General features: G+C 48.6%; 12 protein-coding genes. All 12 read right to left on the reverse strand.

All coding sequences use genetic code 11. The features are described 5' to 3' along the window. Positions 1 to 59: 59 nt before the first annotated feature. The gene (gene rpsO / locus C6I21_RS10255) at positions 60 to 329 is read right to left on the reverse strand and encodes a 30S ribosomal protein S15 (RefSeq protein ID WP_105959385.1); all 270 of its coding nucleotides are present in this window, start codon (positions 327 to 329) and stop codon (positions 60 to 62) included. Positions 330 to 453: 124 nt separating this feature from the next. Beyond that, positions 454 to 1386 carry a bifunctional riboflavin kinase/FAD synthetase gene (locus C6I21_RS10260; RefSeq protein WP_105959386.1) on the reverse strand — a complete coding sequence of 311 codons (933 nt, stop codon included), beginning with the start codon at positions 1384 to 1386 and terminating at the stop codon, positions 454 to 456. Between the two features lie 14 nt (positions 1387 to 1400). Next, complete coding sequence (gene truB / locus C6I21_RS10265; RefSeq protein WP_280953450.1) at positions 1401 to 2309, reverse strand: tRNA pseudouridine(55) synthase TruB; 909 nt, start codon at positions 2307 to 2309, stop codon at positions 1401 to 1403. A 114-nt stretch (positions 2310 to 2423) separates the two neighbouring features. After that, complete coding sequence (gene rbfA, locus C6I21_RS10270; RefSeq protein ID WP_105959387.1) at positions 2424 to 2771, reverse strand: 30S ribosome-binding factor RbfA; 348 nt, start codon at positions 2769 to 2771, stop codon at positions 2424 to 2426. A gap of 17 nt (positions 2772 to 2788) precedes the next feature. Then, positions 2789 to 3067, reverse strand: a complete 279-nt coding sequence (locus tag C6I21_RS10275) for a DUF503 domain-containing protein (protein ID WP_105959388.1) — start codon at positions 3065 to 3067, stop codon at positions 2789 to 2791. Then, complete coding sequence (gene infB / locus C6I21_RS10280; RefSeq protein WP_105959389.1) at positions 3064 to 5160, reverse strand: translation initiation factor IF-2; 2097 nt, start codon at positions 5158 to 5160, stop codon at positions 3064 to 3066. Before infB ends, C6I21_RS10275 begins: the two co-directional genes overlap by 4 nt. A gap of 27 nt (positions 5161 to 5187) precedes the next feature. Continuing rightward, complete coding sequence (locus C6I21_RS10285) at positions 5188 to 5493, reverse strand: L7Ae/L30e/S12e/Gadd45 family ribosomal protein (RefSeq protein WP_105959390.1); 306 nt, start codon at positions 5491 to 5493, stop codon at positions 5188 to 5190. Next, the gene (rnpM, locus tag C6I21_RS10290; protein WP_105959391.1) at positions 5490 to 5768 is read right to left on the reverse strand and encodes an RNase P modulator RnpM; all 279 of its coding nucleotides are present in this window, start codon (positions 5766 to 5768) and stop codon (positions 5490 to 5492) included. The genes C6I21_RS10285 and rnpM overlap by 4 nt, the downstream gene beginning before the upstream one ends. An 11-nt stretch (positions 5769 to 5779) precedes the next feature. After that, entirely contained in the window at positions 5780 to 6931 is a 1152-nt protein-coding gene (gene nusA, locus C6I21_RS10295; protein ID WP_105959392.1) for a transcription termination factor NusA, read from the reverse strand. Positions 6932 to 6954: 23 nt separating this feature from the next. Continuing rightward, on the reverse strand, positions 6955 to 7425 hold the full coding sequence (rimP, locus tag C6I21_RS10300) for a ribosome maturation factor RimP (protein ID WP_105959393.1): 471 nt from the start codon (positions 7423 to 7425) through the stop codon (positions 6955 to 6957). A gap of 146 nt (positions 7426 to 7571) precedes the next feature. Then, the gene (locus C6I21_RS10305; RefSeq protein WP_105959394.1) at positions 7572 to 11864 is read right to left on the reverse strand and encodes a PolC-type DNA polymerase III; all 4293 of its coding nucleotides are present in this window, start codon (positions 11862 to 11864) and stop codon (positions 7572 to 7574) included. A gap of 103 nt (positions 11865 to 11967) precedes the next feature. Further along, entirely contained in the window at positions 11968 to 13683 is a 1716-nt protein-coding gene (locus tag C6I21_RS10310; protein ID WP_105959395.1) for a proline--tRNA ligase, read from the reverse strand. Between the last annotated feature and the right edge of the window lie 20 nt (positions 13684 to 13703).

Here is a 13703-nt window from a genome sequence, read left to right on the forward strand (position 1 = left end):
AAAGAAATGCTTAATCAATAGAAAAAAGCGAGAGCCTGTGCTCTCGCTTTTAAGAACCATCAGCGGCGGAGACCAAGCTTGTCTACAACCTGACGGTAACGTGTCACATCTTTTTTACGAAGGTACGTCAGCAGGTTACGGCGCTGACCTACCATCTTCAGAAGACCACGGCGGGAGTGGTGATCTTTCTTATGCTCACGAAGGTGATTGTTCAATGTGTTAATCTGTTCTGTCAGGATCGCAACCTGAACTTCCGGGGAACCGGTATCGTTCTCGTGCGTTTTAAAATCCTGGATAAGTTCGTTCTTACGTTCTTGTGTTAAGGCCATGAAGGCCACCTCCTAAAATAATTAAAATCGCCGCTGGCTGAGCAGGCGTTGGAGAATCGCTGTGCCAAGCTGCGGTTCCTTCCATACTATAAGGGATCGGAGGAGAAATTGCAACCGTTCACCGTTAATTTCTCCTTACAGCGTGGAGTCTTTCTGCTTCTTGCGCATCCGCTGCTATCTGCGTTTTCAGTGCGTCAAACGAAGGAAACTTGACCTCGCCGCGGATCCGCTCATGAAAATGCACAGAAACGAAACGATCATAAATGGTTTCATCGAATGAGAACAAGTGCACTTCCAATGTTTTCGGATGCTCCTCATGAAACGTCGGTTTCACGCCGATATTCGCGACACCTTCTAAAATTTCCCCATCCAGAGAAAACGTCACAGCATACACACCGGCAGCCGGAAGTACCACTGCTTTATCCACTTCTACATTGGCCGTTGGAAAACCGATCGTCCGGCCCCGCTGTTCGCCGTAAACAACTTTTCCGCTCACCGAATGCGGTCGTCCGAGAAGCACAGCAGCATCGTCCGTACGCCCTTCTGAAAGAAATTCCCTTACAGCTGTGGAGCTGATTTTTTCACCGGACTCTTCGTATTTTTCAACAACAGTGTGGGTCACTCTGCCTCTGGAGTGGAACGCAAACGAATCCATCGTTCCTTTTCCTTTGCTGCCGTATGTATAATCAAATCCTGCAGCAACATGTTCGATCTGCAGTCCGATAATGTAGTCATCGACAAATTCCTGCGGCGACAAATCGGCAAACCTTTCGTCAAAAGTGACCATGTATAAAATATCGATTCCTTCCGCTTCAATAAGCGATGCTTTTTCATCGTCCGGAGTCAAAAGCGGTGCCGTTTCGCCGCGCAGCACTTCTTTCGGATGCGGCGTAAACGTCATTGCTGCAGCGGAAATGCTTCGCTTTTCTGCTTCCCTCACCGCCTCCTGGAGCACTTTTTTATGACCTCGGTGCACGCCGTCAAAAAAGCCGAGTGCACAGACCGAAGCTTGCGTTTCCGACGGAAGATCCGGATGGGTGATTTTAATGATACGCATAAACAACAGCCCCTTTAGTCTATGGAGGTACGATACATTTTCTCCGGCTTCATGAAACCGTCCCGTTTACTATCAGGCTTATACAGTGCCAGAAGGATCCCGTCTTCCGTATAGACAGGAAACCATTCTCCAGAAGGGATGCCTGAAGCCGGCAGCACTGCGCCGTTCAGAATTTTTTCTGCCGTATCTGAATCAACGGTTATTCCTTTGCTCTGTGGAAATAGAAGTTCAGCCGGCTGGACAAATGACCAGGGATGAGGATGTGCCTTCAGCTGATCAAGGGGAATACAGTCTTCCACTGTAAAGGAACCGGCTCTTGTCCGCTTAAGTGATGCCATATGAGCAGGCACATCAAGTTTCTCCCCGAATTGTACGGTAAGCGTACGTATATACGTCCCTTTGCTGCATTCTACTTCAAATGAAAGGAGCGTATGGTTTTCCGCACTGCTTACAGGAGCCGTGCGCCGCAAATGATAAATCGTAATTTCCCTTTCAGGACGATTGATGACTTTGCCTTCTCTTGCATATTCATAAAGCTTTTTTCCGTTAATTTTTACTGCGGAGTACATCGGAGGCTTCTGCCAAAGTGATCCTGTGAAAGTTTTCAGCAGTTCATCCGCTTTCTTGTCTGTCAGTGCAGGTGGCACGGATTCCTCGATTACTTCACCGGACGCATCTTCTGTTGTTGTAGAAGTTCCGAAAGCTGCCGTACCTTCGTACACTTTCCGCTCGCTCGTTAAATACTCGGCAAGCTTTGTCGCTCTGCCGACACAGATAGGCAGAACTCCTTCTACGTCAGGATCCAGCGTCCCCGTATGTCCGACTTTTTTCGTTTTTAATATAGACCGTACCCGCTGAACGACATCAAACGACGTCATTCCTTTCGGCTTCCATACCGGAAGCACCCCTCCATGATTGTTCACTTTCAGCCTCTCCTTCTTTCTGAACTGCCTGCTGATTTTATGTAAGAAAGACCCGATGATAACTTCCCGTCATCATCGGGTCTTCAACGCAGCATGTTATTTCTGCAGTATACGTTAGTCTCGCTGATTCATGTCACGGATGAGCTGCTCGATCCGGTTTCCACGTTCAATACTCTCATCGAATTCGAACATAATCTCCGGTGTTTTACGCAGCTGCACACGCTGTCCAGCTTCTGAACGGATAAAGCCTTTCGCTTTTTCAAGCGCTGCAAGTGAATTACTGCGCTCTTCTTCATCTCCGTAGACCGTTACAAATACTTTTGCCTGCTGCAGGTCTCCGGTGAGATCGACGTCTGTTACTGTAAGAAAGCCGATCCGGGGATCTTTTACTTCCCGCTGGATAATATCTGATATCTCTTTTTTCAGCTGCTCTGCAACTCTGTTTGCGCGCATATTTGCCATACCATCGTCACTCCTTTTTAGAGCTGTTCCCACTCTGCCCGGATTACCTCAATATCACTTCGTGAATCAAGATAATCCAGGACGTGCTGAAGCTCCTGCTGTGCGCGTACATACGTACCGCTTACGGATACTGCTACCCATTCTGCACGCTGCCAAACTTCCTGATGCCCTGTTTCTGCAAAAGAAACGTTCCACCTGCGGCGGATATGGTCGGCAGCGCTTTTTGTAACAGACCGCTTCTCTTTTAATGACCCGGGAGTATACAGCAGAGCTTCAATGGTCAGCGCAGCAATCATGTACGCTTAATTTCTTCCATCACGTACGCTTCGATAATGTCGCCTTCTTTCACGTCATTGAAGTTCTCAAGCGTAATCCCGCACTCATAGTTTTTCGCTACTTCTTTTACATCGTCTTTAAATCGTTTCAAATCCTGAAGTCCGCCGTCGAATACGACAACGCCGTCACGGATCAGACGTACGGAGGAATCTCTTGTAATTTTACCGTCCGTGACATAGGAGCCGGCGATCGAACCGATTCGGGAAACTTTGAAGACCTGACGTACTTCCGCCTGACCAATCACTTTTTCTTCGTAAATCGGATCGAGCATCCCTTTCATCGCCGCTTCCACTTCTTCGATCGCAGCGTAAATAACCCGGTGCAGACGAATGTCTACTTTTTCAGCATCTGCAGTCCGCTTGGCGTTTACATCCGGACGAACGTTAAAGCCGATAATAATCGCCTTCGATGCAGAAGCGAGAATCACATCGGACTCTGCAATGGCGCCGACACCTGTGTGAATAATGTTCACCTTGGCACCTTCCACTTCAATCTTCTCAAGTGAACCTTTCATTGCTTCCGCAGAACCTTGCACGTCTGCTTTCACGATAAGGTTGATTTCTTTCATATCACCCTGCTGAATCTGTTCAAACAGATCATCCAGGCTGACCGTCGTGTTTTCCCGGCGGCTGGCCACTTTTTCTTTCATGGCTCTTGTTTCCCCGATCTGGCGGGCTTTTTTCTCATCTTTAAATACTCGGAACTGGTCACCGGCAGACGGTACACCATTCAAACCGGTAATTTCCACCGGTGTGGACGGGCCGGCTGTTTTAACGCGGCGTCCGACATCGTTTACCATCGCCCGCACTTTACCGAATGCTGTTCCGGCAACGATTGGATCTCCTACCTGAAGCGTACCTCCCTGAACGAGAAGAGTTGCTACAGGTCCGCGGCCGCGGTCAAGCTCTGCTTCAACGACAGTACCGTTGGCAGGCTTATCCGGATTCGCTTTATACTCCTCCACTTCAGATACGAGGAGAATCATTTCCAGAAGGTCATCAATACCTTCTTTCTGTATAGCGGATACATTGACAAAGATCGTGTCGCCGCCCCATGCTTCTGCGACGAGACCGTGCTCTGTCAGTTCCTGCATCACCCGATCCGGATTCGAACCTTCTTTGTCGATCTTGTTTACCGCTACAATGATCGGCACTTCCGCTGCTTTCGCGTGATTAATGGCTTCTACTGTCTGCGGCATGACACCATCATCAGCAGCAACGACCAGAATGGTGATGTCCGTTACCTGGGCACCTCTTGCACGCATTGTTGTGAATGCAGCGTGTCCCGGTGTATCAAGAAATGTAATCTTTTTCCCGTTCTCTTCCACCTGATAGGCACCGATATGCTGTGTAATACCTCCGGCTTCGCCGGCAGTCACTTTCGTATGACGGATGCTGTCCAGAAGCGTCGTTTTACCATGGTCAACGTGACCCATGATGGTTACAACAGGACTTCTTTCCTGAAGGTCCTCCGGGTTCTCCTCTTCTACAATCGTTTCAAATTCTGTTTCGTCCACAACGATTTCTTCTTCGACTTCCACGCCGAATTCTGCTCCGAGAAGTTCTACCGTATCTTTATCAAGATCCTGGTTGATGGTCGCCATCACGCCAAGGCCCATAAGTTTTTTAATGATTTCCGAAGATTCCTTATTCAGCTTCTCCGCAAACTCGCCGACCGTGATCGGAAGCTGGTAGGTAATATGCTCCGGCATAGGTTTCTGTGCCGGTTTCTGCGGCTGGCTTCTGCGGCGGTTATTATTTCCCGTGTTACCGCGCTGGCCGCCTTTCGTATTCTTTTTGTTTTGTGGTCCCTGGTTTTTTGGTCCTCGTTTTTTTTCTTTCACCGATCCGCCTTCTTTCGGCCGCTTCGGTTCAGAAGCGACTTTTTTCTCTGCTTTTGGTTTTGCAGGAGTTTCGATCTTTTCCATCATTTCCGGTGTAATCACACTCATATGATTCGTTACGTTGTAGCCTGCTTTTTCCAGACTCGTGATGACTTCTTTGCTTGCTTTATTTTTCTGTTTTGCATACTCATAAATTCTCATTTTTTTCATACAGGTACCTCCTTCAGATGGTTGGCACTATATCTGCTCAGCTTTACGCTGGTAGGAGTCAGCGAAGCCTGCGTCTGTTACACAGGCACTCACGCGCTCCTCTTTGCCCACCGCCTGGCCAAGCTCTCCACGGGTAAACCCTCTGGCGAGCGGGACCTGATAATAAGCACATTTGTTGGTAATGCGCTTTTCCGTCTGAAATGACGCATCATCGCTGAGCAGCACGAGTGCCGCTCTGCCGGACTGTATCGTACGGACCGTCTGTTCCTCACCGGTAACAAGTGATCCTGCACGCATCATCAATCCGACGAGCGAAGCTTGTTTTCGGTTCATTCAAGCAGCCTCCCTCTTAAATGGAACCGCCGAAGCTCCTCATATAATTCATCCGGGATGTCTGTTTTCAGATGGCGTGAAAGAGCACCGGTGGATGCTGCTTTCTCTATAACTTCCAGGTCATTGGAAATGTAGGCGCCTCTGCCTGACTTTTTCGACGTCGGATCCAGAAAAACGTCGTTTTCAGGTGAACGGACGACACGGATTAATTCTTTTTTCGGTTTCATTTCCTGCGTAATAACGCATTTACGGAGCGGCGTTTTTCTCTGCTTCATCTCGCTTCTCCTTACTTCTCACCGTAATCGTCATCAGCATCAAGCCAGCCGGCTACATCTTCATTGGAAACCGCTTCCGGCTCTTCGGCCTGCCATACTTCTGTGTCTTCTTCATTTAAAAGGCCGAGCTCTTCTGCTTCTGTTTCACTTTTAATATCAATTTTCCAGCCGGTAAGCTTTGCAGCAAGACGCGCATTCTGACCACGTTTACCAATGGCGAGGGAGAGCTGATAATCCGGAACGATCACCTGCGTCATTTTTTCCTCTTCATTAACGGTTACCTTAATAACCTTGGAAGGGCTCAGTGCGTTTGCAACATAGACTTTCGGGTCTTCCGACCAGCGGACGATATCAATTTTCTCGCCCTTCAGCTCGTCTACAATCGTCTGAACACGCTGACCACGCTGGCCGACGCAGGATCCGACCGGATCGATCTCCTCGTCTTCTGCATGAACAGCAATTTTCGATCTTTCGCCCGCTTCCCGGGAGACTGATTTCACTTCAACAGTTCCATCATAAATCTCCGGAACTTCAAGTTCAAATAAACGCTTTAAAAGGCCGGGATGCGTGCGGGAAATCATAATCTGAGGTCCCTTGGTGGTGCGCTCAACCTTTGTGATAAACGCCTTAATGCGGTCGTTATGCTTGTAGGATTCTGTAGGCATCTGCTCGCTCAGCGGCATGAGTGCCTCTACTTTACCGAGATCAACATAAATAAACCGGTGGTCCTGCCGCTGCACGATTCCTGTCATGATATCTTCTTCTCTGTCGATAAAATCAGAGTAGATGATGCCGCGCTCAGCTTCACGTACGCGCTGTGTAACGACCTGTTTCGCCGTCTGGGCAGCGATTCTGCCAAAATCACGCGGCGTAACTTCGATTTCCACCACGTCATCCACTTCATAGAGTGGATTGATCTGCTGGGCTTCCTCCAGAGAAATTTCCAGACGCGCATCAAATACTTCCTCGACTACTTCTTTGCGGGCAAACACGCGGACGGTGCCGACGTCTCTGTCCACATCCACCCGGACATTCTGGGCAGAGTTGAAATTCCGCTTATATCCGGTGATGAGTGCCTGTTCGATCGCTTCCAGAATTATCTCTTTATCGATTCCTTTATCTTTTTCAATTGTAGCAAGTGCTTCCATAAATTCACTGTTCATGGAATGCTGTCCTCCCTTCTAAATTAAAGCGCCACTGCAAGTCGGGCTTTCGCCACCTGACTGTACGGGACAGCTGTTTCAATTTTCCGCTGTTTATCCCGTGTTTCGACGATCATTGTTTCGCCGTCAAAAGAAAGCAGCTTTCCTTCAAACGCTTTCGATCCATCTACAGGCGCATACGTTGTCACATAGACATGTTTGTTTACCGCTTTATAAATATCCTCTTTCTTTTTCAGCGGACGTTCCGCCCCCGGCGAGGAAACTTCCAGGTAATAAGCCTGTTCAATAGGATCTTCGCTGTCGAGCACTTCACTAAGCTTTTCACTGACAGCAGTACAATCGTCAAGGTCCACTCCGGTGTCTGAATCAATAAACACCCGGAGAAACCAGTTTTTTCCCTCTTTCACAAATTCGATATCTACAAGCTCCAGATTTTTTTCCTGGAGAATAGGCTGGACATGTTCTTCCACTTTTTCAGGTACAGATGATGCCAATGCTGAACCCTCCTTTTGAATACGGTTCACACGTAAATTTCCATTTTTTCGCAAAAGAAAGAGTGGGAATATCCCACTCTTCCGGCCGCTCGTATCCGCCTGTCTGTAGTAAATAATAGCATAATCACGGTAACGTTGCAAATCAATCAGAAGAGAGAAAGCTGGTTGGAATCCGGCAGTCCTTCAAGGCAGCCGTGTTCGTCGAGCTTTTCAATTACGCTCTTCGTCACTTTCGTCCGTTCCCTCAGGTTTTCCTTGGAGAGAAACTCGCCGTCTGCTCTCGCTCTTTCGATGGCTATCGCTGCATTTGTACCTACACCTGTAATTGCATCGAACGGAGGCAGCAGCGTATCGCCGTCCACCTGAAACTCCGAAGCTTTGGAGCGGTAAAGATCTGCCTTCTGAAAGCGGTACCCGCGCTCTGTCATCTCCAGCGCCAGTTCCAGTACCGTTACAAGACTTTTTTCCTTCGGAGACGCATCGAATCCTTTTGCCTGAATTTCCTGAATGAGGCTGCGGATAGAGGCAGAGCCTTTAATCATTGTATCCAGATCAAAATCATCCGCACGTACGGTAAAGTAGGCTGCGTAGAACATAAGCGGCTCGTGTACTTTAAAATAAGCAATCCGGACTGCCATTAATACATAGGCTGCAGCGTGTGCTTTCGGGAACATATATTTGATCTTCAGGCAGGAGCCGATATACCAGTCCGGAACACCATGCTTTTTCATTTCATCGATCCACTCCTGCTCCAACCCGCGTCCTTTGCGGACAAACTCCATAATTTTGAATGCGAGCGGATGATCGAGACCCTGGTACATTAAGTAAACCATGATATCATCCCGGCAGCCGATGACGTCTTTAAGCTCACACGTACCTTCTGCGATAAGATCTGCTGCATTATTCAGCCACACATCCGCGCCGTGGGAAAGGCCGGAGATCTGAACGAGCTCACTGAATGTGGAAGGTTTCGTCTCTTCGAGCATCTGGCGGACAAACCGTGTCCCGAATTCGGGAATGCCGTATGTGCCGGTTTTACACATAATCTGCTCTTCCGTAACGCCAATAGATTCTGTACCTGAAAACAGTTTAAATACTTCAGGATCATCCACTGGTATTTTTTTTGGATCCATGCCGCTTAAATCCTGGAGCATGCGGATAACTGTCGGATCATCGTGGCCGAGTATATCGAGTTTAAGCAGGTTGTCATGGATAGAATGAAAATCGAAGTGAGTCGTTTTCCATTCCGATTCCCGATCATCTGCTGGAAACTGAATCGGCGAGAAATCGTAGATATCGAGATGGTCCGGCACGACGATAATTCCTCCGGGATGCTGGCCGGTTGTCCGCTTCACACCGGTACAGCCGTTAACGAGCCGGTCAATTTCGGCACCACGCAGCTGCAGCGCTTCATCATTTTCGTAGCCGCGCACAAATCCGTATGCAGTTTTCTCTGCAACTGTACCGATCGTTCCAGCACGATAGACATAGTCCTCTCCGAACAGCTCTTTTGTATAATTGTGCGCCCTCGGCTGATAGTCGCCGGAGAAGTTTAAATCAATATCCGGCACTTTATCCCCTTTGAATCCAAGGAACGTCTCAAACGGAATATCATGCCCATCTTTCTCATACTGTGCGCCGCATTTCTCACATTCTTTATCCGGCAGATCGAATCCGGAGCCAACTGACCCATCGTTAAAGAAATAGGAATGTCGGCACTCCGGGCAGACATAGTGCGGCGGCAGTGGATTTACTTCCGTAATTTCTGTCATCGTGGCCACAAAACTGGAACCGACTGACCCCCGGGAGCCGACGAGATAGCCGTCGTTCAATGATTTCTTTACCAGCTTCTGTGAAATGAGATAAATAACAGAGAACCCGTTGGAAATAATACTCGTCAATTCTTTTTCCAAACGGTCCACGACCAGCTGCGGCAGCTCTTCCCCGTAGATGGATTTAGCCCGGTCATAGCATAGCTGCCTCATCTCTTCATCTGCCCCTTCAATATGAGGAGTGAATAAGTCATCGGGAATCGGCTTAATTTTATCAATCATTTCTGCAATACCGACCGGGTTGTCGACGACGATTTCCAGCGCTTTTTCCCCGCCGAGAAATTGAAATTCCTCCAGCATTTCCGACGTGGACCGGAAATGAACCTGCGGAAGTGTCTGCCTGTTCAGCGGATTCGCCCCTCCCTGAGAAGCGATGAGTATTTTTCTGTACACCCAGTCTTCAGGCTGAAGGTAGTGCGCATTACCGGTAGCACAGACTGGCAGGCCGGTTTCTTCACCGAGCTTGACGAGCTCTTTTAACACATCCTTTAACGCAAGTTCATCCCGGAGAATGTCCTTTTCAATCAAATGATGGTAATTTGCCGGCGGCTGTACTTCGATGAAATCATAAAAAGATGCTGTATCTTTTGCTTCCTCCAGCCCCTTCTGCATAATGGCGTCGAAAACTTCCCCATTGTCACAACCGGAGCCTACGAGAAGTCCTTCACGATTTTTTTCAAGAACGGAGCGCGGAATGCGCGGGACGCGAAAAAAATAATCAATGTGGGACATGGAGATCAGCCGGTACAGGTTTTTCAGGCCGGTATCATTCTGCGCATAAATAGTGCAGTGGTTCGGCCGCTGTTTTTTGTAATCGTCCGGCGATCCCTGTTCATTCAGCATCGCATGGGTCGTAATATCTTTATCCAGCGCATCTTTTACCATTTTCCATAGAAGGTGGCCGGTGGCCTCTGCATCGTAAATTGCGCGGTGGTGCGAGACGAGCTCGATATTAAACTTTTTACAGAGTGTATTTAATCGGTAATTTTTGAAGTGCGGGTACAGCATGCGTGCCATCTCCAGCGTATCGATAACAGCATTTTCCGATTTAGGCAGTCCGGCCTGCTGATAACCTGCATTTAAAAAGCCCATGTCGAAACTGGCGTTGTGGGCGACGAGAATATCGTCACCGCACCATTCACGAAACTGCTTCAGCACGTCGCCCGGTGCAGGCTGGCCTTCTACCATATCATCGGTAATACCGGTCAGATCAATAATCGTAGCACTCAGTTTTTCGCCGGGGTCCGCAAAACTCTCGAACGTATCGATGACTTCGCCCTGATGAATTTTAACTGCCGCAAGCTCTATGATGGTGTTATATACAGCGGACAGGCCGGTCGTTTCCACGTCGAAAACGATGTATGTTTCATTTTGAAGATCTCTGTTCTGGGCATTATAGGCTACCGGCACGCCGTCATCAACCAGGTTTGCTTCAACGCCGTACAGCATTTTTACACCATGCTTTTCCGACGCTGCATAAGCCTCCGGAAACGCCTGAGCAACGGCGTGATCCGTTACTGCAATCGCTTCATGACCCCATTTTTTCGCCTGCTTTACATAATCGGAAATATTGGTTACGGCATCCATCTGACTCATTGTGGTATGAAGGTGAAGTTCCACCCGTTTCTTTTCCGCTTCATCTTTACGCTCTGCCGGCCGGATTTCCTGGAAATCTCTAGCCATCATCGTAAGGTCACGAATGAATGTATCGTACTGCACTGCGCCACGAGCCTTTATCCACATGCCTTCTTTGACTGCTTCCATAACCGGCACATCTTCTTTATCATTGGAAAACATCTTGATAAGAAGGGAATCCGTATAATCTGTCACTTTAAATGTAAGCAGCGTCCGTCCAGATTTTAGTTCTTTCGTTTCTGCGTGGAAAACATACCCCTGCACCGTGATGCGGCGCTCTTCTTCAATAATCTGTTCAAGCGGCACCGGCTCATCTTTAATGGCTGTACCGGCTGCGACTTTCCGGTCGGTCTGAATGTCTTTCGACTGCTCTTCCAGACGCTTCTTTTCCATCATTGCTTCTACAACTTTGTTATGGTCCTCTTCCTCTTTCTGCTGGGCGAATGCTTCTGCCTCTTCCTTTGCCTCTTTCACTGTCATCTGTATGGCCATGTCAGGAAAGCCGCACTGCTGAAGCAGTTCTTTCAGCGGTATTTCCACGCGCCTGCGTAGAATTTCCATTTCCGCATCATTATGAACAGCGAGAATAATCGTTCTGCCGGACACGTCGGGAATCTGGGATTCCAGACGCTGAATCATACCATTTGTATGTTTCCTTAAATGCTCGACAAAAAACGGCCAGTAAGCCGCGAGAGACTGCTCGGGATTTTCTGCATCAGTGCTTACGTAGAGTTTGACCTCCGCAATGTGATTCAGCCCATTTACAACGCGGCTGTGAAGCAGTTCAAACGCAGAAAAAGGCAGCATGTCCGGCAGGTGGATATGAAGGTGCCAGGTTTTCTCTTTCTGGTAGATGACCAGCCGCTCTATGTAAGCATCTTCTGCATAGTTCTTCAAAAAATCTTCCGGCATCTGCACCTGCTCCATCAACAGCCGGAACCGTTCTTTTCGTTCCTGTAATCCGGTATCCATTGCTGGCTCTCCTTTCATTGAACAGTATTCTTACGAAGCAGGAGAAGGTGTCTCTACTGTAAAAGCGAGACACCTCCTCCACTGGCTCCTATACGATAGACCTTTACTGCTGCATATACTTCTTCTGCATACGGGTGATCACTTCAGGAAGATCGTCTGTGTGTACTTCCTCTACTTCACCGTCGAGTCTGCATTTTACTTCCACAATATTTTCTGCTGCCCGCTTCCCTGTCTGGATGCGGACAGGAATTCCAATCAGGTCGGCGTCTTTAAACTTCACTCCTGCCCGTTCTGTCCGGTCATCGAGAAGGACTTCCATGCCGCTTTGTCTTAATGAATCATAAATGGATTCCGCTAATGCAAGCTGTTCTTCCTGTTTTGCATTAATAGCTATTACGTGTACATCATAAGGTGCTGCTTCGAGCGGCCAGATAATTCCGCTGTCGTCATGATGTTCTTCGATAACAGCTGCAAGCGCCCGCGAGACTCCAATACCATAGGATCCCATAACAACAGGACGCGCACGTCCATGATCGTCAAGGTATTCCGCTTTTAAAGCTTCGGAATATTTTGTTCCCAGCTTAAAGACATGCCCTACTTCAATACCTTCTTTGAAACAGATCGTTCCGGTACCGTCCGGGGATGGATCCCCTTCCTGAATATTGCGGACATCTGCGTATTCTCCGTGGGACAGATCTCTTCCAGCGTGAACGTTTTTCAAGTGCATTCCGCTTTTATTCGCACCGCAGACTCCCGAGGAGACCACTTTTACAGCAGGATCAAGAAGAACGTTGACTTCTGCGGGGGTATTCACCGGTCCGATGAATCCAGGTTCCGTCCCAAGAACCTTCAGCGTTTCCTTCTCACTTGCCAGGACAACTTCTTCTGCACCAAGATGATGCTTCACTTTAATTTCATTCGCCTCATGATCCCCGCGAACAACGACGAGAACGGGTTCCCCATCCGCCATAAACAGAAGCGATTTAAAGCAGTCTGCAGCTGCTACTTCAAGAAAATCAGCTACTTCCGCGATCGTCTTCTGATCCGGCGTCTCCACTTCTTCTGGAGTTTCAGCCGGTTCAGCTGCCGCATCATACGTGTCCAGCACCGCTGCAATTTCGATGTTGGCGGCATAGTCAGAGCTGTCGGAATAAGCGATTGTATCTTCGCCGATGTCCGAAAGAACCATAAATTCATGCGTATCTTTCCCGCCCATTGCGCCGGAATCGGCCGTAACGGCACGAAAATTAAGATTCAGTCTGCTGAAAATCCGGTGGTAGGCATCATACATCTGCTGATAGCTCTCATCCAGTCCAGCTTCGTCTTTATCCAGGGAGTAGGCATCCTTCATTAAAAATTCTCTGCCACGGAGAATACCGAACCGCGGCCGGCGTTCGTCCCGAAACTTCGTCTGGATCTGGTAGACCGTTTTCGGCAGTTCTTTATAAGAGCGGATGTCATCACTGACGAGTGATGCGACTACTTCTTCATGGGTCGGTCCAAGAGCAAAGTCGCGCTGATGCCTATCCTTGAGCCGCATCAGCTCGGGGCCGTATGCTTCCCATCTGCCTGACTTCTGCCAGAGCTCAGCCGGCTGAATGGAGGGCATGAGCATTTCCTGGGCTCCTGCCAGATCCATTTCCTCCCGTACAATGCGCTCTACTTTTTGCAGCGCCTTCCAGCCGAATGGAAGAAAAGAATAAACACCGGCTGTGCTCTGCCTGATCATTCCGGCACGGAGCATCAGCTGATGACTGATAACATCCGCGCCGCCCGGAACATCCCGGAGCGTCGGTAAAAAAAGTGATGATTGTCTCAAAATAAGCCACCTCAATTAAA

This window comes from Alkalicoccus urumqiensis (assembly GCF_002993335.1).
Classification (GTDB): Bacteria; Bacillota; Bacilli; order Bacillales; family Salisediminibacteriaceae; genus Alkalicoccus; species Alkalicoccus urumqiensis.